Origin of the sequence: Commensalibacter melissae, assembly GCF_003691365.1 — a bacterium.
In the GTDB taxonomy this organism is placed as follows: domain Bacteria; phylum Pseudomonadota; class Alphaproteobacteria; order Acetobacterales; family Acetobacteraceae; genus Commensalibacter; species Commensalibacter melissae.
The window spans coordinates 1,085,413-1,107,877 of sequence record NZ_CP033087.1 but is presented as its reverse complement, the minus strand read 5'-3'; the positions used below and the strand labels follow the sequence as shown (position 1 = coordinate 1,107,877).

20 protein-coding genes and 1 tRNA gene are annotated in these 22,465 nt (G+C 37.1%); 14 read left to right on the top strand and 7 right to left on the bottom strand.

Features of this window, described 5'->3' with window-relative positions:
* Positions 1-17: 17 nt before the first annotated feature.
* On the top strand, positions 18-1,043 hold the full coding sequence (locus tag D9V35_RS05030) for a lipid A deacylase LpxR family protein (protein ID WP_122123630.1): 1,026 nt from the start codon (positions 18-20) through the stop codon (positions 1,041-1,043).
* A gap of 7 nt (positions 1,044-1,050) precedes the next feature.
* Here the strand turns inward: D9V35_RS05030 and D9V35_RS05025 are convergent, their stop codons facing one another.
* Positions 1,051-2,430, bottom strand: a complete 1,380-nt coding sequence (locus tag D9V35_RS05025; RefSeq protein WP_122123629.1) for an MATE family efflux transporter — start codon at positions 2,428-2,430, stop codon at positions 1,051-1,053.
* A 92-nt stretch (positions 2,431-2,522) separates the two neighbouring features.
* On the opposite strand from D9V35_RS05025, the gene cysS reads away from it, so the two are divergent.
* Both cysS and D9V35_RS05015 read left to right on the top strand, forming a co-directional pair.
* Positions 2,523-3,878, top strand: coding sequence for a cysteine--tRNA ligase (gene cysS / locus D9V35_RS05020; protein WP_122124271.1), 1,356 nt, complete (start codon positions 2,523-2,525; stop codon positions 3,876-3,878).
* Positions 3,875-4,642: an RNA methyltransferase gene (locus tag D9V35_RS05015; protein ID WP_205910293.1), complete on the top strand. Its 768-nt coding sequence runs from the start codon at positions 3,875-3,877 to the stop codon at positions 4,640-4,642. Before cysS ends, D9V35_RS05015 begins: the two co-directional genes overlap by 4 nt.
* A gap of 5 nt (positions 4,643-4,647) precedes the next feature.
* On the opposite strand, the gene D9V35_RS05010 is transcribed toward D9V35_RS05015, so the two are convergent.
* The gene (locus D9V35_RS05010) at positions 4,648-5,178 is read right to left on the bottom strand and encodes an HdeD family acid-resistance protein (protein ID WP_122123627.1); all 531 of its coding nucleotides are present in this window, start codon (positions 5,176-5,178) and stop codon (positions 4,648-4,650) included.
* Positions 5,179-5,349: 171 nt separating this feature from the next.
* Between D9V35_RS05010 and D9V35_RS05005 the strand changes: the two genes are divergently transcribed.
* The 3 genes from D9V35_RS05005 to D9V35_RS04995 all read left to right on the top strand — a co-directional run bounded on the left by D9V35_RS05005 (position 5,350) and on the right by D9V35_RS04995 (position 8,775).
* Positions 5,350-6,276, top strand: a complete 927-nt coding sequence (locus tag D9V35_RS05005) for an SEL1-like repeat protein (protein WP_122123626.1) — start codon at positions 5,350-5,352, stop codon at positions 6,274-6,276.
* Between the two features lie 243 nt (positions 6,277-6,519).
* The gene (gene rpsD, locus D9V35_RS05000; RefSeq protein WP_110438048.1) at positions 6,520-7,137 is read left to right on the top strand and encodes a 30S ribosomal protein S4; all 618 of its coding nucleotides are present in this window, start codon (positions 6,520-6,522) and stop codon (positions 7,135-7,137) included.
* Between the two features lie 90 nt (positions 7,138-7,227).
* The gene (locus D9V35_RS04995) at positions 7,228-8,775 is read left to right on the top strand and encodes a peptide chain release factor 3 (RefSeq protein WP_122123625.1); all 1,548 of its coding nucleotides are present in this window, start codon (positions 7,228-7,230) and stop codon (positions 8,773-8,775) included.
* On the opposite strand, the gene D9V35_RS04990 is transcribed toward D9V35_RS04995, so the two are convergent.
* Positions 8,776-9,477, bottom strand: coding sequence for an NUDIX hydrolase (locus D9V35_RS04990; RefSeq protein ID WP_122123624.1), 702 nt, complete (start codon positions 9,475-9,477; stop codon positions 8,776-8,778).
* Positions 9,478-9,511: 34 nt separating this feature from the next.
* Positions 9,512-9,585 (bottom strand) — tRNA-Gln (locus D9V35_RS04985).
* A 192-nt stretch (positions 9,586-9,777) separates the two neighbouring features.
* Here D9V35_RS04985 and D9V35_RS04980 point away from each other — a divergent pair.
* The 4 genes from D9V35_RS04980 to D9V35_RS04965 all read left to right on the top strand — a co-directional run bounded on the left by D9V35_RS04980 (position 9,778) and on the right by D9V35_RS04965 (position 14,529).
* The gene (locus tag D9V35_RS04980; protein ID WP_122123623.1) at positions 9,778-10,776 is read left to right on the top strand and encodes a Ppx/GppA phosphatase family protein; all 999 of its coding nucleotides are present in this window, start codon (positions 9,778-9,780) and stop codon (positions 10,774-10,776) included.
* Between the two features lie 36 nt (positions 10,777-10,812).
* Positions 10,813-11,532: an RlmE family RNA methyltransferase gene (locus tag D9V35_RS04975; protein ID WP_122123622.1), complete on the top strand. Its 720-nt coding sequence runs from the start codon at positions 10,813-10,815 to the stop codon at positions 11,530-11,532.
* Between the two features lie 178 nt (positions 11,533-11,710).
* A complete protein-coding gene (gene guaB, locus D9V35_RS04970; RefSeq protein WP_122123621.1) occupies positions 11,711-13,195 on the top strand; it encodes an IMP dehydrogenase in 1,485 nt (494 codons plus the stop codon).
* Positions 13,196-13,233: 38 nt separating this feature from the next.
* Positions 13,234-14,529: an RsmB/NOP family class I SAM-dependent RNA methyltransferase gene (locus tag D9V35_RS04965; protein ID WP_122123620.1), complete on the top strand. Its 1,296-nt coding sequence runs from the start codon at positions 13,234-13,236 to the stop codon at positions 14,527-14,529.
* Here D9V35_RS04965 and D9V35_RS04960 read toward each other — a convergent pair.
* Complete coding sequence (locus tag D9V35_RS04960) at positions 14,526-15,770, bottom strand: cation:proton antiporter (RefSeq protein ID WP_122123619.1); 1,245 nt, start codon at positions 15,768-15,770, stop codon at positions 14,526-14,528. The two genes, D9V35_RS04965 and D9V35_RS04960, sit on opposite strands and share 4 nt — an antisense overlap.
* Positions 15,771-15,975: 205 nt before the next feature.
* On the opposite strand from D9V35_RS04960, the gene D9V35_RS04955 reads away from it, so the two are divergent.
* Complete coding sequence (locus tag D9V35_RS04955; RefSeq protein WP_122123618.1) at positions 15,976-16,692, top strand: response regulator transcription factor; 717 nt, start codon at positions 15,976-15,978, stop codon at positions 16,690-16,692.
* A gap of 4 nt (positions 16,693-16,696) precedes the next feature.
* Here D9V35_RS04955 and xth read toward each other — a convergent pair whose 3' ends face one another.
* Positions 16,697-17,491, bottom strand: a complete 795-nt coding sequence (gene xth / locus D9V35_RS04950) for an exodeoxyribonuclease III (protein WP_122123617.1) — start codon at positions 17,489-17,491, stop codon at positions 16,697-16,699.
* A 450-nt stretch (positions 17,492-17,941) separates the two neighbouring features.
* Here xth and uvrC point away from each other — a divergent pair, with 450 nt between their 5' ends.
* The 3 genes from uvrC to D9V35_RS04935 all read left to right on the top strand — a co-directional run bounded on the left by uvrC (position 17,942) and on the right by D9V35_RS04935 (position 21,195).
* Positions 17,942-19,804: an excinuclease ABC subunit UvrC gene (gene uvrC, locus D9V35_RS04945; protein ID WP_122123616.1), complete on the top strand. Its 1,863-nt coding sequence runs from the start codon at positions 17,942-17,944 to the stop codon at positions 19,802-19,804.
* Between the two features lie 94 nt (positions 19,805-19,898).
* Positions 19,899-20,477, top strand: coding sequence for a CDP-diacylglycerol--glycerol-3-phosphate 3-phosphatidyltransferase (gene pgsA / locus D9V35_RS04940; protein ID WP_110438037.1), 579 nt, complete (start codon positions 19,899-19,901; stop codon positions 20,475-20,477).
* An 85-nt stretch (positions 20,478-20,562) separates the two neighbouring features.
* A complete protein-coding gene (locus D9V35_RS04935) occupies positions 20,563-21,195 on the top strand; it encodes a hypothetical protein (RefSeq protein WP_122123615.1) in 633 nt (210 codons plus the stop codon).
* On the opposite strand, the gene D9V35_RS04930 is transcribed toward D9V35_RS04935, so the two are convergent.
* Positions 21,192-22,442 carry an adenosylmethionine--8-amino-7-oxononanoate transaminase gene (locus D9V35_RS04930; RefSeq protein ID WP_122123614.1) on the bottom strand — a complete coding sequence of 417 codons (1,251 nt, stop codon included), beginning with the start codon at positions 22,440-22,442 and terminating at the stop codon, positions 21,192-21,194. The two genes, D9V35_RS04935 and D9V35_RS04930, sit on opposite strands and share 4 nt — an antisense overlap.
* Between the last annotated feature and the right edge of the window lie 23 nt (positions 22,443-22,465).

Here is a 22,465-nt window from a genome sequence, read left to right as displayed (position 1 = left end):
GAGTCAAAAGGTTGAAAATGGGCAAACGGGATCATTTGTCACTAACAAAATTATTATCATGTTTTTCCATCTGTTCAATGGGTTTATTCTATTCTCATCCTTCTTTTTCAACACCGAAACAAGATCCATATAATACCCTAACAATACAATGGGAAAATGATGCAGCCTCAACCTTGAAAGGAACGTCTGATCAATATTATACAAACGGACTTAGAATAGGGTGGACATCTCCTACTGACACGTTGCCTCAACCTGTCGCGGATATGAACACGTTTCTTTTGGGAAAGGGAATGCAACGAATTCATTGGGGATTGCAGCAGTCGATATTTACACCACGTGATACTCAATCGAGCCAGAGATTGCCACATGATCGACCTTATGCTGGGGTTTTATTAACAACCGTTAATCTTATAAGTGACACGGATGATACGAGGAGTGTGTTTGGTATTCAAGCCGGTGTTTTAGGCCCCGGAGCTATGGGACGTCAGGTTCAAAATGGTTTTCATGCCATTACTGGGGATCACAAAAACCGTGGCTGGCACAACCAGTTAAAGAGTGTGCCCGTTTTTCAGGTTCAAATGGGTAGAACATGGAGATTTCTCGCAGGGCATGCTGGATCGGTTGATTTTGATATCTTACCTTCAGCTAATGGTGCAATGGGGATTTATAGAATTTATGGACAAATCGGTTCCCTATTCCGTTTTGGACAGGGTCTTGAAAGTGATTTCGGACCTACAAGAATTGGTTCGGGAAATGACGGTACTGATGCCTATGTTGGAACCCGTTTTGTTAACTGGTATTTATTTGGTGGTGTAGATGGTCAGGCTGTAGCCTATAATGCCACTTTGCAAGGGGATCCCTCTAAATCACATGCGCAACATGTTTCAAAAAGATCAGATGTTGGCGAAATTCTTGCAGGGGCCGCTTTAATTATCAAAGGATATAAAATTGCTTATACCCAAACTTGGCAGACCCAAGAATTCAGAGGACAAAAAAGTGGATTATTTAATTATGGATCTGTTTCCGTATCCTTTAAATTTTGATTTTTCTCTAACGTAAGGCACGTTCCATTATTCTGCTTGGGCGATAGGTAAGATAATAAAAACGTGCTGTTGCCAATACAGCAATAACAGCAAGGCCAATAGCCATGCCTGTCCACAATCCTGGTGCTTTATAGTTCAATGAAAATGCAAACCAACCACTCAGTGTATATCCAATTACCCAATAGCTTATCAAAGCAAAGATCATTGGGATTGTGGTATCTTTCAATCCGCGTAATGCACCCATCGCAACGCCTTGCATACCGTCAACAATCTGGAAAAGAGCAACAATTTTCAATATAACGATCGCAATTTCAATTGTTGATTGATTACTGACTGAATGAATATCAATAAAAAGGCTGACAATGGTTTTCGGGAAAATGAAAATGATTATACCAATCAGCCCCATAAAAACAGAACCAAGACCGATAGATAAAAAACCTGAATTTTTCGCATACAAAGGTTTTTGAGCGCCAACCCAATAACTTACCCGAACATTGGCGGCCTGAGAAATAGCAAGGGGTATCATGAACGTAAAAGTGGCAAAGCTGTTGGCAATTTGATGGGCGGCAAGTGCATCGGTTCCTAGTAGTCCTGCCCGGAAAGAAGTTGCAAGGAAAAGAAGCATTTCAGCTGCTGAACTGACACAGATGGGCAACCCCAGACGCATCAAGGGTAAAAGCAAGGACAAATCAATTTTAAAAGGATAAAGATATTGTTTTAAATTCTTTTTGCAATGGGTTACTCCAATAAATAAAATTGTTGAAACCCACAAAGTAATTGTGCTGCCAATTGCTGAACCATACAAGCCCATTTTAGGGGCGCCCCATAAACCATAAATAAAGGCTGCATTTAACAAGGCGTTGATAATTGTAGTTAAAGGTGTTATTTGCAAAAGAATTTTCGAGGCATTAAAAGCTGGTAAAACAACTCTTATTAAACCTGTTCCAACAAGAACAGGGGGCATACCCCATAAGAGAATATCCATAAAATGACTGGATTTTGCAATCATATCAGGATTTTCACCTGTCCACATCAATATAAAGTTTGTTGATTTCAAAAGAAAATAGCAGGGAATACAGAGAATTAATCCAAATATATAGGTTGTCCAATAAATTTTGGATATCTGTGAAATTCTCTTTGATCCTATATATTCAGCAATTAAAATTGCAGCTGAACTCAACGCCGATTGCAAAACAACACAAACAGTAAAAAATAACTGTGTTGTAAATCCACCGATTGCTAAGGTTTCTTTATCGACTTTTCCCAATAAAATCGTATCGGTTACACCCATAGCCATTTGACATAGTTGGGCAAATGCGATTGGTATGGCAATAAAAAAGATCGCAGAAAGTTCTTTTTTCAGAAAAGCTGGTTGAGAAAGTTGCATTATATTTATTTATGACTAATAAAGAATAAAGATTTAATTTATTGAGTGTTGTTTGGACACAATCGAATACAGGATATGAACAAGGTAAAACAATGAATAAGCCAGAAATTTCCCTATATGACAGTCGTCATCATAAGATTTTACCTTTTAAACCATTAGATTCTTTAAATATCCGTTTATATTTTTGTGGCCCTACAGTATACGATTTTTTACATATTGGCAATTTGCGTGCAATGTTAACAGCCGATATTTTGGTAAGATTGTTGCGGAAAATTTATCCTAAAGTGACTTATGTACGGAATATTACGGATGTTGATGATAAGATAAATGCCCGTGCCAGAGCCAATCATGAATCTATTCAAGCATTGACCTGTCGAACGATTGAAGAATTTCATCAAGATATGGCTTCAATGTTTATCTTGCCCCCTGATATTGAACCAAAAGCTACAGAACATATTGAAGACATACAAGAGATGATTATCAGTCTTGTCAGTCAGGGATATGCCTATGAAGCTGATGGTCATGTTCTTTTCTCTGTCCATCAATACAAGAAATATGGGAGTTTATCGGGCCGCAATCCAGATGAATTGCTGGCTGGGGCAAGAGTTGAGATCGCGACTTACAAAAAAAATCCCGGTGATTTTGTTTTATGGAAACCTTCAAATGAGGATGAACCAGGATGGGATAGTCCCTGGGGAAAGGGTAGGCCAGGCTGGCATATTGAATGTTCTGCAATGTCCCATCGTTACCTCGGTGAAAATTTTGATATTCATGGCGGTGGTCAGGATCTGATTTTTCCCCACCACGAAAATGAATGTGCACAAAGTCTATGTTGTTTTCCAGGTAGTCAGTTTGCCAATTATTGGCTACATAATGCCATGCTGTTGGTAAATGGTGAAAAAATGTCCAAGTCTCTAGGCAATTTTTTTACAATACGGGAAATATTGACAAAGCATAATCCAGAAGCATTACGGTTATTATTATTGCAATCTCATTACCGTTCTGTTTTGAATTTCACTGATGAAGCCTTAAAAGATGCTAAAAAGGTTATGGATCGTTTCTATCGCGCCTTATTGCCTTATGAACAGAATTTTAATTCAGAAATGGATTTGCCAGAATTAGTCATGGATGCTTTGGCAAATGATTTAAACACCCCCCAAGCTTTGGTGTTTATGCATCAATTTGCAGATAAAGCTTTACAAGGTGATGAACATTCTGCCTTAAAATTGAAACAGGCGGGTCAACAGCTTGGCTTGTTTAATAGTCTACCAACTCAATGGTTTCAAGATATTGATAATGAAGATGAGATTAAGATCTTAATTCAAGAAAGAAATAATGCAAAAAAATCGAAAGATTTTATCAAGGCGGATAAAATACGTGACCAGCTCAAAGCTCAGGGTATCTTATTGGAAGACAGTCCACAAGGTACGACATGGAGAAAATTATGACAGGTCGTGATGGTGGTGCTGATCTGATTCCAGTTGGAAATACACCTGTCGTTATTTTGGTTCGCCCACAGCTTGCTGATAATATTGGCAGTGTAGCTCGAGCGATGGCGAACGGGGGATTGTTCCATTTGCGGTTGGTGGCCCCGCGAGATGGATGGCCACAGCCAAAAGCCTGGAGAGCAGCATCTGGTGCAGACCGTTTATTGGATCATACAAAAGTTTTCGATACGGTAGAAGCCGCTGTTGCGGATTTACAGCATGTTTTTGCAACCTGTCCCAGACCTCGTCAAATTATCAAACCTTTATTAACGGCGCGTGGTGGCGCATGTGAAATGCGGGAAATGACCAATCGTGGATTGAAAATCGGTATTTTGTTTGGGCCAGAGCGAACCGGGTTGGAAAATGAGGATTTTGTTCAGACTGATTATTGGATCCGTTATCCCTTGGATCCAAGATTCATGTCATTGAATTTATCACAAGCGGTTATGATTATGGCTTATGAGTGGTGGATGTCCACTGAAGAAACACCGGAGCGCCAGTTGCAGACTAACAAAACGCATATCGCTACTAAAGGAGAGCTGAATAATTTTATGAATCATTTGATCAGGGAGCTTGATCATTGTGGATTTCTACGCAATCAGGAAAAACGGTCAGGAATGATTCGTAATCTGTATCATCTTTTTCAAAGGGGAGAAGTGACAGAACAGGAATTACGAACCCTTCATGGTGTTGTGGCGGAATTGGTTAAGGGCCCCAAGAAATAATTAAATTATTTAATTTGGGATTTGAGCGTAAGGCCAAGTTGCAACCATGCAGTTCCATTGAAGATAAGGTCAAAACCAACCATGAATCCGATAAACCACAGGCCGTTTATTGGATTGACAAAAAGAATAAACCCTAAAATCAAGCCAAGAATACCACTGAATACCAACAATCCCCATCCTTTGGTATTTTTATTGTTAAAGGCAATCATAAGACGCATGATTCCACCAAAACAAAAACAAATACCAAGAAAAATGGTAATTATAACCGAACCATTAACAGGTTCACGAATCAATAATATACCGCCAATAAGATAAATGATACCGCATAGGGCTGACCAGAGAAAACTGCTCCAATCTTTAAGATAACAGGCGTGAATGAGTTGGGCCAAACCTGTAATAATTAATAAAATTCCAATAATTATAACCATTGCAATTGTTACAAAAACCGTGTCAATTAGGCACAGAATGCCGGTAATCAAACACAATATTCCCAATCCTACGAACCATTTCCATTTTTGGGCTATTAATTGATCCATTATGATCTCCGAAAAATATTTTATAATTTTGTAAAGCGGTTAATTGTAGTTAGTTTAATTTTTTTTATGAAATTAATCTATTTATTTATTAATAAAATCAGTCATAATTTGGTATGAACAGATAGTTAACGATATTTTTTTATTTCATTTTATAAATCATTAAGGTTCATAATGAAAAACATTATTGTTATTCTTGCCGCTACTTTTTTTATATGTACATATCCTGTTCGTTCCCATGCATATGAAAGCCATTTATCATACTGGTTCGGTCAATTTGAAAAAATTCTCTATCTACCCTCTGCTGAATATTGTTACAGGTTAGGTGTAATTTATTTAACGGGTAAAGGGGTTCAGAAAAATGATAGATTAGCCCTTATATTTTTTACACAATCTGCCAGCGGAGGTTTTGCGCCAGCACAATTTGTTTTAGGTCGGTTTTATGCCTTGGGTGTTATTGTGCCGCAAGATTATAATAAAGCGATTGAATGGTTTAACTATTCCGCAGGACAGGGGAATGCTGAAGCGCAGTTTTATTTAGGTAATTTGTATCAGAATGGTGAAGGGATTGAGCAGAATTATGACAAGGCGTTTGATTATTTTCATAAGGCTGCTTTGCAAGGGAATCTAATGGCTCAATCCGCTCTTGGAATTATGTATTTAGAAGGTAAGGGATGTAAACAAGATTTTTCCAAAGCCTTTCAATGGACCCGTAAATCTGCAGAACAAGGAAATAGTTTTGCCCAGTATATCCTGGGATCATTATATGATACAGGTAAGGGCACAGATTTAGATTATTTCAAGGCGAAAGAATTGTATCAGAAGTCAGCTGATCAGGGATATGAAGGCGCTTTATACAAGTTGGGAAAAATGTATGAAGCGGGTCACGGTGTATTACAGGATTTTCAGACGGCTCTTTTCTATTATCGTAAAGCTGCAGATCAAGAAAATACGGATGCCCAATTGCGACTTGGGGAAATATATCATGAAGGGAAGTTGCTTCCTCAAGATGAGGCCATGGCAAAAGAGTATTTTAAACAATCATGTTTAAATAGATCTCAAAAAGGCTGCGACAAATATAGGTTGTTGAATACGAAATAATTTTAAATTTTTTTTAATATTATTCAAACTGTTAATTATTTGACAATTCATTAAAGTTTGAATATATAGGCTTCTACTGCCAGAAAAGTGGTTTATTTTTATCCAAAGAAGTGATGAGGTTACTTTGTATCAAATATAAACCCGTCTTTGATGCGAGTTAAAGAACTACTGGTACAATAAAATCTAATATTGCTTTACCTCAATGCGATATTTTAACATATATAAAGAAAGATATTTAGACGTATGAGTAAGCGTTTACAAAGCAAATATAAAATTAACCGTCGTTTAGGGGTTAATTTGTGGGGACGTGCTAAATCACCGGTTAACAAGCGTGAATATGGTCCTGGTCAACACGGTCAACGCCGCCGTGCAAAGCCTTCCGATTTTAGCGTTCAGTTAATGGCTAAACAAAAACTCAAGGGATATTACGGAAATATCAGTGAAAAGCAATTCCGTCGTTATTACGCTGAAGCATCTCGTCGTAAAGGTGATACTTCTGAAAACTTAATCAATTTGTTGGAACGTCGTTTGGATGCTGTTGTTTATCGGTTAAAATTTGCATCCACTCCATTTGCTGCACGTCAGTTCATTAATCATGGACATATTTTAGTAAATGGCAAGCGTGTTAATATTCCATCATATTCATTAAAAGATAATGATGTTGTTGAAGTTAGGGAAAGATCAAAACAACTTGCTATTGTACTGGATGCTGTTCAAAGTAAAGAACGGGATATTCCTGAATATTTAGAGGTTGATCATCGTCAAATGAAGGGTTCATTTGTTCGTACGCCAAAATTAAATGATGTTCCATATCCTGTAACTATGGAACCCAATTTGGTTGTCGAGTTTTATTCTCGTTAATTACATTTTATTTTTATACAAAAATGCCGAGCAATTTTTTGCTCGGCTTTTGTGCGTTTATTGTTTTCAATATAAATTTAGGGCTGCTTGATGTTAGATACAGTTCAGAGTCTGGATAAAGAAATTTCCCGTCGTCGCACTTTTGCTATTATTTCCCATCCTGATGCGGGTAAGACGACTTTGACTGAACGTATATTGCATGCTGGTGGGGCTATACAGATGGCGGGAAATGTCCGTGCTAAAAGGGAACAGCGTCGAACTCGTTCGGACTGGATGAATATTGAAAAGGATCGTGGTATTTCAGTTGTAACTTCTGTTATGACGTTTGAATATGGTGGTTGCATTTTTAACTTGTTGGATACGCCTGGTCACGAAGATTTTTCTGAAGATACATACAGGACTTTGACGGCTGTTGATGCCGCAGTTATGGTTATTGATGCGGCAAAAGGGATTGAGGCAAGAACACGGAAACTTTTTGAAATTTGTCGTTTGCGCGATATACCGATTGTAACCTTTATCAACAAGATGGACAGGGAATCTCGGGATCCTTTTGAATTGCTAGATGAAGTGGCCTCTACACTGGCTCTTGAAACAACACCTTTAACATGGCCTGTGGGACGGGCTGCCAAATTTTTGGGTGCTTATGATGTTCGGAAACAAACCATGCGCCTAAAACAGGGAATTCCAGAAACAGATGATCGTGTTATAGCATTAAAAGAAGAAGTGGAATTGGTTAAGGCTGCTCTGCCGGAATTTAATATTGATGATTTTAAGGCAGGTTTTTTAACCCCGGTTTTTTTTGGAAGTGCGATTAAGGAATTGGGGGTTCATGATCTTTTGGATGCATTGGTTGAATTTGGCCCAAGTCCACGAAATCAGGAAAGTGATCAACGTCTGGTGGCGGCAAATGAACCATCAATGACTGCCCTTGTATTTAAAATTCAGGCAAATATGGATCCAAATCATCGGGATCGTATCGCCTTTGCCCGTATTTGTTCTGGACGTTTAGAACGAGGTATGAAATTGAAACATACCCGTACAGGAAAAACTTTTGCGTTACATACGCCTCAGTTTTTCTTTGCACAAGACAGACAATTGGCAGAAGAGGCTTTTGCGGGAGATGTTGTTGGAATTCCCAATCATGGCACATTACGTATTGGAGATACCTTGACGGAAGGAGAGGAGCTTCAATTTACAGGAGTACCCTATTTTGCCCCTGAAATATTACGACGGGTTCGCCTTGCTGATGCGATGAAAGCCAAGAAATTAAAACAGGCATTAATTGAGCTTGCAGAAGAGGGCGTTGTCCAGCTTTTTAAACCACAGGACGGGTCTTCGCCTATTGTTGGTGTGGTTGGAATATTGCAACTTGATGTCTTACAGACGCGTTTGAAACATGAGTACGGTGTTGAAATAGGATTTGATACTGTATCTTTTACACAGGTCCGTTGGTTTGAGGGTGAGAAAAACAAAATTGAGAAATTTATTAATTCCAACAAAAGTGCCATTGCTGATGACATAGACGGAGATCCAGTATTTCTGGCCACTTCTGAATTCATGATGCAACGAACTGTTGAAATGCAAAAAGACTTAAAATTTCATGATATCAAACAGATCGGCATTGTTAAAAGCAGCTAGTCATATCCTGTTATTATCTTTATAGCTGGCCTTGATTAAATATCTGGTGGATGGAATAATTGGTTTAGGTAAAAGGGTTAAATCGGATATGCATATAAGTTCATCATATTCTGAGTTGCCTTTTTTTTGCCAATAATTATATATTTGTTGAAAATTCAAGTGTGTTTTCAACATTATTCCGATATCGATTATGTCTGTTTCAGGATGTTGAGTTGCAATAAGAATGCGGCTATTTGAAAAAAAATCTTTTTTTAATCCAAGTTCTTCTCTTGCCTCCACAAATAATTGTTCGTGCAAATTTACAGTTTTTTCTTTATGACGCGCTTCCACGCTACCCGCAGGGGCACATTGCCAGTAACTGGGTAAATAAACGCTATTTTTATTTCTTTTTCCAAGAATAAAACCATCATCGCAAAAAATTAAACCTGTTACAGCCAAAGGTTTAAGACAAAGAGATTTATTAAACTCCTTATTTTCCATTTGGGCCGAAACATATCTATATTCTGTCCAATATCCCGTTATTTGATGGGGTAATATCAAAGTAGCGGTAAATACACGTCCATTAAACAATTTTGGGTATAATGTTTTTTTGGCAACCCATGAATTTTCAATCCATTTTTCAAGATTTATAGATAATTCAGTTTTATAATCTATAACTTTTACGGAACATTCTGAATATAAAGTAAATGTTTTCCATCTCATTTTATTATCTTGAATGTCATAACGGAAACATTTTTGGCTGGGAGACCTGGATTCGAACCAGGGCTGACCGGGTCAGAGCCGGTAGTTCTACCGCTAAACTATCTCCCAATACATTTAATGTGGATGCTTATAACATGTAAAAAATTATAAAACAAGGGTATGGTAAAATAAATTAATTACAAAAATTTTTAGTTATTTTAATAAAAAAATCCAAATTAATAATAAATTGTGTTAATATTAAGGAGCTATACAAAATATAAGGAATTAACTTTGACTGGATAAAGTAATTAGGGCGTAAATATGTTTGCGGCATTGGATTTAGGCACAAATAATTGTCGTCTGCTGATCGTGTCATCTGATCGTGGCAGGTTGAGAATTGTTGATCATTATAATCGAGTAGTTCGATTGGGTGAGGGATTGTATGAAACAGGTCAGTTGAGTCAAGCTGCCATGGAACGTACAATGGTCGCCCTCCGACATTGTGCATCCAAAATTGAAGGTAAAAGATTTTCCGCTTTTTATGCTGTCGCTACCGAAGCTTGTCGACGCGCCTCAAATGCTGATCATTTTCTTAGTCAGGTTTTATATGAAACAGGACTGAACATTAAGGTTATTTCACCACGGGAAGAGGTTGAGCTGGCTTTGGCCGGTTGTAATTCATTTTTATATGACAATGTGTTGAAACGTAATAAGACCAAGGCTCTATTATTTGATATTGGAGGTGGTTCCACTGAAATTGCATGGGTTAAAATTGATTTTGCGCGACGAAAATATATTTTGATTGGATGTTTCAGTATACCTGTTGGCATTCTTACGTTAAGGGAGCAATTCAATATTGCCACTTTGCAGAATTACTATCAAATGTTTGATTTTGTTTTATCCAAGGTAATGGAATTCGAGGCCATTCACCGTATTCAGGCAGAGATTGTAAGAAATCAGGTTCAATTCATAGGGGTAAGTGGGACTATAACCACCCTTGCAAGCATTTTGTTAAACCAAAATAAGTATAATCGTGCGGCGATTGATGGTTTGTCTTTGCAAACAGCCCAACTCAAGGAAATAATCAGGACTTTGCTAGATCAGAAATTCAAAGAGACTGAAATTCTTTCCGACCGATATAAAAAAAGAATTCATTATCTTTTACCTGGATGCGCAATATTTGATGCCATACATACCTTGTGGCCCGCCAATGACATTGTCGTTGCCGATCGAGGTATTCGAGATGGAATAATTGCCAAAATGACGACAAACAAGTTAAGAAACTATTATAAAAATCATCATTATTTGTTAAACCAGTAATGAATTTAATTAATCAGTATAATTAAAGTAAAAACTATGAATAAAGATAATGCGAATTCTAATTCGCGCAAAAAGAAGAAATCGCGTTTTGATACTGGATTGACGGTTACCTTAAAAAAAACAAAAGGGCGTTCAACATCTCAACAAAGATGGTTGACGCGTCAGTTAAATGATCCTTATGTAAAAGCTGCACAACAACATGGCTGGCGGTCCCGTGCCGCTTATAAGCTGATAGAATTAAATGACAAATTTCATTTTTTAAAAAAGGGGATGAAGGTTGTTGATCTGGGTGCAGCGCCAGGAGGATGGTCTCAGGTTGCGGTATATCACAAGGCATCCAAAGTTGTAGGTATTGATTTGTTGCAAGTTGAACCAGTCATGGGAGCTGATATTTTTCAGGGAGATTTTACAGAGCCCCATAATCTTGAAGTTTTACTGGGTAAATTAGAGGGTAAGGCGGATCTGGTCATGTCTGATATGGCACCGAACACGACAGGACATGCAGCAACGGATCATATAAGAATAATTGATTTGACAGAACAGGCTTTGGACTTTGCAATAAAAATTTTAAATTTGAATGGAGTTTTTATTGCCAAAGTTTTCCAGGGGGGAAGTGAAAAATTGATGTTAAATAAACTCAAGCGATCCTTCAAAATTGTAAAACATGCAAAACCTCCAGCAAGTCGTAAGGAATCCAAAGAGTTATATGTGATTGCTACAGGGTTTAAAGGGAATAATTCCGAAGATAAATCGTGAATGTGTTGATAAAATTTCAAGGATAATTTGATTTTGTCACTATTTGACACAAAATTGATTTTTGGCTTGTCTAATCACAATTTTTTAGGTATGAAGAATTGCCAATAATTGGAACCCGATTTTTTTCGGTTATCCCTTTTTATCTTTAATTTTCTAATTTTTAATAAAGGGTACCATAATGGCACATTCATCTATTTCCCAAAAACATATTCGAGAAGCCCTTGCTTTTGATGATGTTTTGATTATTCCAGCAAAATCTAATGTATTGCCTAATCAGGCTGATGTTCGGTCCAATTTGACCCGATCTATCCGTTTGAATATACCCTTGATTTCATCAGCCATGGATACAGTGACCGAATGTGCAATGGCCATTGCTATGGCACAAAATGGAGGAATAGGGGTTATTCATAAAAATCTATCCATTCAGGAACAAGCCAATCAGGTCAAGCAGGTAAAACGCTTTGAATCGGGAATGGTGGTTGATCCGGTAACTGTTCATCCTGAACAGACTTTAGAAGAAGTCATTGCAACAATGAAACGCCATAACATAAGTGGTCTACCTGTTATTGAAAAAAATACGAATCGGCTTGTTGGTATTGTCACGCATCGTGATGTCCGGTTTGCAACAAATGCAAAACAACCTGTTGCGGAGTTAATGACAAAAGATAACCTGGTTACAGTCAAAGAGGGTGTGAGTCCCGATGAAGCTAAAAAACTGCTTCATCAAAATCGTATCGAAAAATTGCTTGTCGTTGATAAAAATGATTGTTGTGTCGGAATAATGACTGTCAAGGATATGGAAAAATCAGTCGTTTATCCTTTGGCCAACAAGGATCAATATGGTCGTTTACGTTGTGCTGCTGCCACAGGTGTTGGTGAGGACGGATATAAACGGGCTGTCACGCTTATAGAGGCTGGTGTTGACGTTTTGGTCGTAGATACGGCACATGGACATTCCCAGGGTGTTTTGGACTCGATAGGGCGCCTCAAGAAAAATTATGCTGACGTTCAAATTATTGCGGGAAATATTGCGACACCAGAAGGTGCTCAAGCATTGATTGATGTTGGCGCTGATGCAGTAAAAGTTGGAATTGGTCCAGGTTCAATCTGTACAACCCGTGTTGTTGCAGGGGTAGGAGTTCCCCAATTTTCGGCAGTAATGGAAGTGTCTGAAATTTGTCATGCTGCCAATATTCCTTTAATAGCAGATGGTGGAATTCGCACGTCTGGCGATATTGTTAAAGCTATCGGTGCGGGTGCAGATGTTGTCATGATTGGATCTTTACTGGCAGGTACTGATGAAGCCCCTGGTGAAGTATTTCTATATCAGGGACGTTCCTATAAATCATACCGCGGAATGGGAAGTCTTGGTGCCATGGCTCGTGGATCTGCTGACCGTTATTTTCAACAGGATATCAAGGAAAGCCATAAGCTTGTTCCTGAAGGCATTGAAGGGCAGGTAACATACAAAGGGGCGGCAGAAGGAGTTATACATCAGATGGTTGGCGGTTTGAAAGCAGGTATGGGATATACTGGCAATGCGACGATTGAAGAAATGAAAATAAATGTTCAATTCCGTAAAATTACGGGAGCGGGATTGAGGGAAAGCCATGTTCATGATGTTGTAATTACGCGTGAAGCGCCTAACTATCATCATAATTAAATAATAAATTTGTCTATCAGATATTTAAGTAAAGACGTATGACCCCTTCAGCACAAATTTCGGCAGTGATTGAACTGCTTTTAGCTATTCAGAAAGAAAAATATATTCCGGCTGATTCAACAGCCAATCGGTTTTTCAGGCGGCGCCGTTATATTGGAGGAGGGGATCGTCGTTTTGTTTCAGGTAAAGTTTGGGAAATTTTACGTTGTTACCGAAAGTTGAAATGGTGGCTGAAAAGAGTAGGTAGTCCGATCAATCCTCGTATGATGGTCGCAGCTTATTTGGTTTTGTCAGGAAATTCTATAAATAAAGTGCATAATTTTTATTCAGGTGAAAAATATGCGCCATTATTGTTAAATAATAACGAAATTTTATATTTGCAATCTTTGGTAAACAAACCGTTTGTTTCCGCTGAAATGTCCAAAGCGGTAATTTATGAAGTTCCAGATTGGGTATATCCTATCATAAATGACCAATACGGGGATCAGACAGAAAAAGAACTTTCAACATTGTTGGAACCAGCCACTCTTGATTTGCGTGTCAATTTTCTAAAAGTGGAAGATCGATATAAAGCCAGGGAGATTCTAGCATCTGAAAATATACAAACAGAATTAATGAATATTTCTCCATGGGGATTGAGAGCTCAAGGAAGACAATCCATAACATCCACAAATGCTTACAAAAATGGTCTGGTTGAAATTCAAGACGAAGGTAGCCAATTAATTGCACTCATGACTGGTGTTAAATCGTCAATGCGTGTCCTGGATTATTGCGCGGGAGCTGGAGGTAAAACGTTGGCTATGGCGATGATGATGAAAAATAAAGGGCATATTATTGCATCAGATATTTTTTCCACTAGGTTAAATGCCGCTCAAAGTCGTTTGCGAAGGGCAGGTGTTTTTAATTGTGAAACCCATATTTTTGCTGAAGATGCAAAATGGTTAAAAAGGCGTGTTGAAAGTTTCGATCGTGTTTTGGTTGATGCACCTTGTAGCGGTACCGGAACTTGGAGACGTAATCCTGATGCGCGTTTAAGGTTTAAGGAAAATGATTTATTGGAACTTGTTGAAAAACAGGCCCATATTCTTGATTCTGCAGCGAGAATGGTAAAAAAAGGTGGAAGGTTGATATATGCAACCTGTTCAATATTACGTCAGGAAAATCAAAATCAAATCAATAATTTTCTGGAAAGAAATAACAATTTTTCACTCGTAGAACCTGATACGACCTCAGGATTGTTACCCGAAAAATTCATGAAAAAAACAAGTTTTCAATTAACACCAGCGCAAAATCAAACGGATGGTTTTTTTTGCACGGTTATGGTGAATAATTAATTTATTTCTTTTCTGTAAAAATAATTAACAACGTATTCTATGGTTAATCCCTGAATTAAAACGGTTAACACTACGCACCCATAACAGATGAGCAGGATTTCATTTTTTGGAAATATATTGGGGAGAGATAAGGCTATTGCCAGGGAAATACCTCCTCTTAGTCCTCCCCATGTTAGAATGGAAATCAAACCCTTCGGGTTTGAATCCTGATATAATAATACAAAACCACTTAGACTGAGGGCTATGAAACGTGTAATTGCCAGAAATGGAAAAGCTAGGAATGTGATAACCAGAATATGATAACTGAAAGGGATGATGACAATCTGCAACCCAATTATCAAAAATAGCATGGTATTGAGGATTTCATCAATTACATGCCAGCAGTAAATAACCGAATCACTTTTTTCCGCAGGCTGTTTTTGAAGATGGTTACCGATCAATAAACCGCTTGCCACAACTGCAATGGGACCTGACATGTTAAGATCACTTGCGATAGAAAAGGTACCTGCCGCCAAAGCCAGTGAAAATAATATGGTAATTTCGTTGTGGGACAATCGTCTGATTATAAAAATAACAATGGTGGCGGTTATAATACCCAGAAGACCACTGCCAATAATCTCTTTTATGCTAATCAAGAATAGACTGGTTGTGGATGGGGTCTTTTGATGAATGATTACGGATAAAAATGTTGTAAAAGCAATTAAAGCTATACCATCATTGAAAAGACTTTCTCCAGCAAAAATTGCTTGTAACCGTTTGGAAAGGCCTAGTCTGCCGAACATACTGATAACTGAAACCGGATCTGTCGGGGCTATAATAGCGCCTAGGGTGAGACACCAGAGTAAAGAAATGGGAATAGAAAATAGATAAAACAGAACCCAAAAAACAAGACCGAGAAATAATATCGATAATAAAGTGCCAATAATTGTCAAGGAAGCAATATTATAGCGAGCTTTCCACAACTCATGTAATGAAATTTGCAAACTTCCTGCAAAAAGCAGAAATGCTAGAGCACCATTGAGAAGCAAAGTGGGAAAATTGATTTGTGAGATAATTTTCTGTGCAAATGAATATCCGGAAACAAATGAAAGGAAATAATCCGAGATAAATAGGATTATTGAAAATATGAATGCGGCAATCATAATTCCTATGGTCATGGGAAGTTTGAGATATTTCAGATTAATTGCCCCGCAAATTGCGGTAAGAAGAAACAATAAAGAAATAAGGGTCAGGATACTCATGTTAATTTCCCTTTATTATTTAGGTATAATTTTAGGGTAATTTGAGTTTAAGTAAATTATTTTTGAGCTATAAAATTGAAAATTTTTGTAATTTTTAGTTAAAAATTATTAAAAATTAACGTAATTTTGAGTATAAAGATACTAATCTCTAACTTCATCCTTATATTTGTAATAGGGATATGGTTTTAAAAGAAGGGTAAATTCAATGACAGGCATTCATCCTGTTTTAGTGGTTGATGATGATCCAAAGTTAATTGAAACACTAACCGAACAATTGCAAGAAAATCAAGAATTTGAGGTTTCAAGTGCCTTAACGGTAAATGAGGCTAAAAACAAAATTCTGGATTCTGATAAGCATTATGATGCAATCATATTGGATGTAATGCTTCCAGATGGCGATGGATGTGATCTATGTGCCTATTTACGTAAGGAAGGTTGCAGAACACCCATTATTATGCTGACAGGTTCAGATAATGAAGAGGATGTTGTAAGGGGGCTTGATGCAGGCGGTAATGATTATGTATCAAAACCATTTCGCATTGCCGAGTTACTGGCAAGATTAAGGGCACAGATGCGTATTTTTGCTAGTAGTGAGGATGCTGTTTTCACAATTGGCAATTATATTTTTCGTCCGTCTGCAAAGTCGTTGCAGGAACAGGATTCAAATCGTCGGATCCGTTTGACTGAAAAAGAGGCTGCCATACTCAAATTTTTATATCGGTCAGGATCAAGACCAGTACCAAGACAAGTTTTGTTGAATGAGGTTTGGGGATATAATTCAGCGGTGACAACCCATACACTTGAGACCCATATTTATCGTCTACGCCAAAAAATCGAGCCTGATCCTTCGAATGTAACCCTTCTGATAACTGAGGCTGGTGGATATCGGCTGAGCTCAATTTCTGATAAAAAAGAAGAATAGTTATTTATTTTAATTCCAGCATGATTGGGACATGATCAGAAGGTTTGTCCCAGTTTCTAGCCTCTTTAAAAACCTGAATTGTTTTTAGGTGTGATCGTAGATCTGGAGAAATCCATAAATGATCCAACCTTCTTCCCCGGTTTGACTTTTCCCAGTTACGGTTTCTATAAGACCACCAGGTATATAGTTTTTCGTGGGGAGGAATTATTTCACGCATTGCATCAATATAACCCGTATGTAACCATTGATTGAGTTTTTCAGTTTCAATGGGTGTATGACTGACAATTTTCAATAATTGTTTGTGGTTCCATACATCATTTTCCAAGGGTGCAATATTAAAATCTCCTACAAGAATTGAACTGGTCTCCTTATTTTGAGAAAACCATTCTTTTGTTTCTGTCAGGAAATCTAATTTATGTTTGAATTTGGGATTTATAGTTGGATCAGGTTCATCCCCACCTGCAGGAATATAGAAATTATGAAGGTTTATTTTTTTATTTTTATAATTGAATTGAACTGAAATATGTCTGCAGTCACTTTTACCGCACCATTGTATAGTGTTGGAAACATGGTATCCTAATGGATGTTTTGATAAAATACAAACGCCGTTATAACTTTTCATTCCTTTAAAAAGACAATTGTGAAAACCGAGTAATTCTATTTCAGATCGGGGAAAAAGAGGATCAGGGACTTTTGTTTCCTGAAGGCATAAAATATCGGGATTTGCTAATTCTACCAGTTGTTTTAACAAAGGCAAGCGTAACCTTAATGAATTAATGTTCCAACTAATTATACGCATATAGAAATTTCAAATTTGAAAAGGGAAATTGATTATAATTTAAAATAAATTCAAATTAAGAGAAGAAGGTCAATTTAGGAATTTAATCAGAAAATGTCCAGTAAAAAATAAATAAATCTTAATATTGAAAATTGTGGATAATTACATTATTGAAATTAAAATTTTTATTTTGTCCACTATTGGACTTGACAGTGATTTTAGGGTTTGTGATAAATTAGTTATAAATATTGAATAATTCCATGTAACAATAAAAATGATTGAAAATCAATGAGTTATATTAATTGCTTAAAAATTAGGCAAAACATATAAGGGCTTGATAAACTGCCTTTTACATCCATATATTAGATATTCATCCATAGAGTTATCCACAAAATCAGTGGAGAAGTAAAATAAGTCTTAGAAAATAAAAGGATAACAGAACTTATTTGTGATGATGGTAAAAAAAATGCAATGAAACTTCATGATTACAAAACTTTGGATTCGTATAAGGGTACAAAAGCAATTAAGCATGCTTTGAAAACAATGCCCGAAACGGCAGGGGTTTATCGTATGCTTAATGAAAAAGGGGAAGTTTTATATGTTGGTAAAGCAAAAAATTTAAAAAAACGCGTATCCTCCTATACACGCTTGACACAATTGACCGAGCGTATACGTAAAATGATTTTGCAAACGACTTCCATGGAAATTATAACCACCTATACGGAAGCTGAGGCTCTACTACTTGAAGCCAATCTGATTAAAAGTCTTAAACCACGATATAATATTTTGTTGAGGGATGATAAATCATACCCTTGGTTAGTTATAACAAAAGAAAAATGGTCTAGAATTGATAAACATCGGGGAAAAATATCCAAGAAAAATTACTATTGGGGGCCGTTTGCTTCGGTTGGGGCAGTCAATCAGACTCTTGAACTTTTACAGAAAATATTTCTGCTAAGAAGTTGTGAAGACAGTATTTTTAATTCCAGAAAGCGACCATGTTTGCTTTATCAGATCAAACGATGTTCTGGTCCTTGTGATGATCGCGTTAGTAAAACAGATTATGATGATCTTATAAATCAAGCAAAATCATTTCTTTCTGGAGAAACAAACATTATTCAGCAGCAATTGGCTACCGAAATGGAAAAGGCGTCAGAGCAATTGGATTTTGAACGTGCTGCGGTGATGCGTGATCGTATTCGGGCCTTTACCTATGTTCAAACAAATGGAGTAATTAATCCTGCAACAATTGACAACGCTGATATAATAGCATTTGCGCAAAAGGGTTATCTAACCTGCATTCAGGTGTTTTTTATTAGGGGAGGAAGAAATAATGGCAATCGTGCTTTATTCCCGATACAAACAGAGGATCAAAGCCCCGAAGAAATTTTGGATGCCTTTTTGGGACAATTCTATGAAAATAAACCGCCGCCATCACAAATATACATGAATATTAAATTATCTGACCAAGCGCTGATGAGTAAGGCATTAAGTATGAGGGCATCGAAAAGGGTAAGTTTGTATGTGCCAAAAATAGGGGAGAAAAGGGCTGTTGTTGATCATGCGGTACATAATGCTCATATGGCGCTTGATCGGAAATTGGCTGAAACTGCATCACAAACAAAATTATTAGAACAGGTTCGTGATATTTTTAATCTGTCTGATATTCCGAAAAGAATTGAGATTTACGATAATAGTCACATAATGGGTACCAATGCATATGGGGCAATGGTTGTGGCTGGACCTGAAGGTTTTATTAAGTCTGGTTATCGTAAATTTTCAATTAAATCTGATATCACCCCTGGAGATGACTTTGGTATGATGCGTGAGGTTTTATTCAGACGTTTTAACAAGGGTAAAATTGCTGATTGGCAGAATTTCCCTGATTTACTGTTAATAGATGGTGGTGCGGGACAGTTTTCGGCTGTTGATGCAATTTTGAAAGAGCTCGGGATTGAAAATGTCGCTTTGGTCAGTATTGCCAAAGGACCGGACCGGAATGCAGGGAGAGAGTGGTTTTTTACACGTGATCAAAATCCTTTTCAATTGTCTGAAAGAGATCCTGTTCTGTATTATCTGCAACGATTAAGAGATGAGGCGCATCGATTTGCCATTACTACTCATAGAGGGGGAAGATTAAAAAGCATAGAAAAATCCGAACTGGATTCAATTCCGGGTATAGGTAATAAGAGAAAACGTAATCTACTAAACCATTTTGGTTCTGCCAGCGCCGTTAAAGAGGCCAGTGTTGCGGATTTAGAAAATATTCCAGGTATTAATAGAGTTTTGGCTGAATCAATATATGATTATTTTAGACCTGGTGTATATAAGTAACAAATATAAGAAAATATATATTTTTTATTCCATTTTTTTTATAAAATGTTAAATAACTATTTTGATAAATGTTCAGCCGTGATCCTAAATAGAAATGTTTTATAATTTACCTAATTGTCTTACCTTGTCCCGTATAATTATAATACCATTGGTGGCTGTTCTTGTAATGGTTCATAAGCCGGTAACAGATTTATTGGCCTGTATACTATTTATTATCGCTGGTATTACGGATTATTTAGACGGTAAGCTTGCCCGTGCATGGCAACAGCTTTCCGACTTTGGAAAAATGTTTGATCCCATTGCGGATAAATTACTGGTGGGTATCATATTGATTGTTATGGCTGGTTACGATCGTCTTCCATACGGTGGACTGATTCCTGCAATGATTATCTTGGCAAGAGAAATACTGGTCAGCGGATTAAGAGAATATCTTTCCTCTTTCGAGATCAGCCTACCAGTCACAAAACTGGCAAAATGGAAAACAACTTTTCAAATGGTGGCTATTGGTTTTTTACTTGCTGGAGATAGCAGTGCAGAATTATTGAACATTAACTGGTTTCCGGTTAATGTTATTGGATCGATATTATTATGGATTGCGGCAATTTTAACGATTATTACGGGTTGGGGTTATATTCATACGGGTATCAGATTTATTAATAAAACGGATTTTTAAAAAGCTTATATTTGAATTATCTTGTTGGATATGTATTTTTTTAAATTATGTATCATCAAATTTTTAAAACGGATGGAGAACAATCATGCGGAATTATGCTGCACTTATTACCACATTTTTGATATTAAGTGGGTGTTCCGGGATAGATAAATTTTTTGATGATACCGTTTCTTTACCAGGAAATAATCCCGAGGCTCCAGAAGGATATGCGGAAAATATGCAAAGGGTAAAAGGCAATATGGCGATAGCTACAACCCCTTTGTTACCTCAAAGTGAAAATATTTGGCCCTCTCGTCCTCCTGCATTACCTACGTTGAGTGATGTTGCGAGTGATGATAAAAGTTTCTCCCTATCAGATTACAGTAGAGCGGCAGGTGGTGATGTAGACAGCGTAACGCATGATCAAATCAATAAGCAATCTGTTCCTGTTGATTTTCCAGAAGATGGTAATCTGAATCTAGGGGAACAATATCAGATCAAAAATGGAATGACGGATTTCATCAATGGAAGGCTGCCTGACTCAATTAAGGATCAGGGAGCGAAATATATTGAAAAAGGTAAGGACGCTCCAGTAATCGTTCCGAATGGGGATGGAACCAGTACCATTATCAATTCCAGGGGTGTTGTAAAGATTATCCCGGATAGCCAATTGCCGACATCTAAAAATGAAAATAAAAGAGGTAAAAATAAATCATCAAAAAATGATGGTGAAAATTAATATTCATGTTTGATCACATCATATATTGAATTAGTTAACAAGGATAATTCTTCAGGTGTTATGGTGAAAGAGGGTGTAAGATAAACGATATTTCTGAAGGGACGTATCCATACATTCTGTTGGATAAATTTTGTCTTTAGACGGTTTAAGTTTGAAATATTGTATAACTCAACAACGGCAACGGCCCCTTTTATCCTAACATCCTTGACATTTTTTAAATTTTTACATTGTGTTAATTCTTTTTTCATTTGTCTTTCAATGGAACTGACTGCATTCTTCCAATTGTATTGATCAAAAACTTCCAAGGATGCATTGGCAGCGGAACAGGCCAGGGGATTAGCCATAAATGTTGGTCCATGCATCAGGGCATGTTGATCACTATCAGATAAAAACCCGTCAAATATATATTCTTTCGCAATGGTTGCAGCCAATGCCATCGTGCCTCCACTTAATGCTTTCGAAAGTGTAATAATATCCGGAATGACATCTGCCTGTTCACAGGCAAAAAAACTTCCCGTTCTGCCAAATCCGGTAAAAATTTCGTCAAATATCAATAAAATTTCAAAATGATCAGCTTGTTTTCGCAAAAATCTTAAAATTTCTGGAGAATGAAATAACATGCCTCCAGCTCCCTGTATCAAAGGTTCAATTAAAATTGCAGCAATGGTTTTATGATGCTTTTCTAGAAACTGAATGAAATCCTTTTGTTTCTCCGAGGTATCAGGCAAAGGAATGTTGTATTGGTGGGGAATAATATTCTTGAATAAATTATGCATTCCTTCTTCAGGATCACAAACCGCCATTGTCGCCATGGTATCACCATGATATCCACCATGAAAAGAAATTATTTTGTTTTTGATATTGTTATTTTGGTTTAACCAGAATTGGGCTGCAATTTTTAGTGCCACTTCCACAGATACGGAGCCTGATTCAGAAAAAAAAACTTTGTTTAAATCTCCAGGCAACAGGTTTGCCAGATGTTTTGCCAAATCAATTGCAGGTTGATGAATAATGCCACCAAACATAATATGAGGCATTAGTTCAAGTTGTTTTTTTACCGTTTTGATAATATGTGGGTGATTATACCCGTGACAGGCTGTCCACCATGAAGCAATACCATCAATCAATTTAGCTCCATCATTTAGGATAATTGTACTTCCATGCGTGGCTTTTGCAACAATTGGGGCATTACAATTATTCATTTGCGTATAGGGTAACCATATATTTTTTAAAGTTGAATGAAACATGGGATTTTGCCTATAATTGTTAA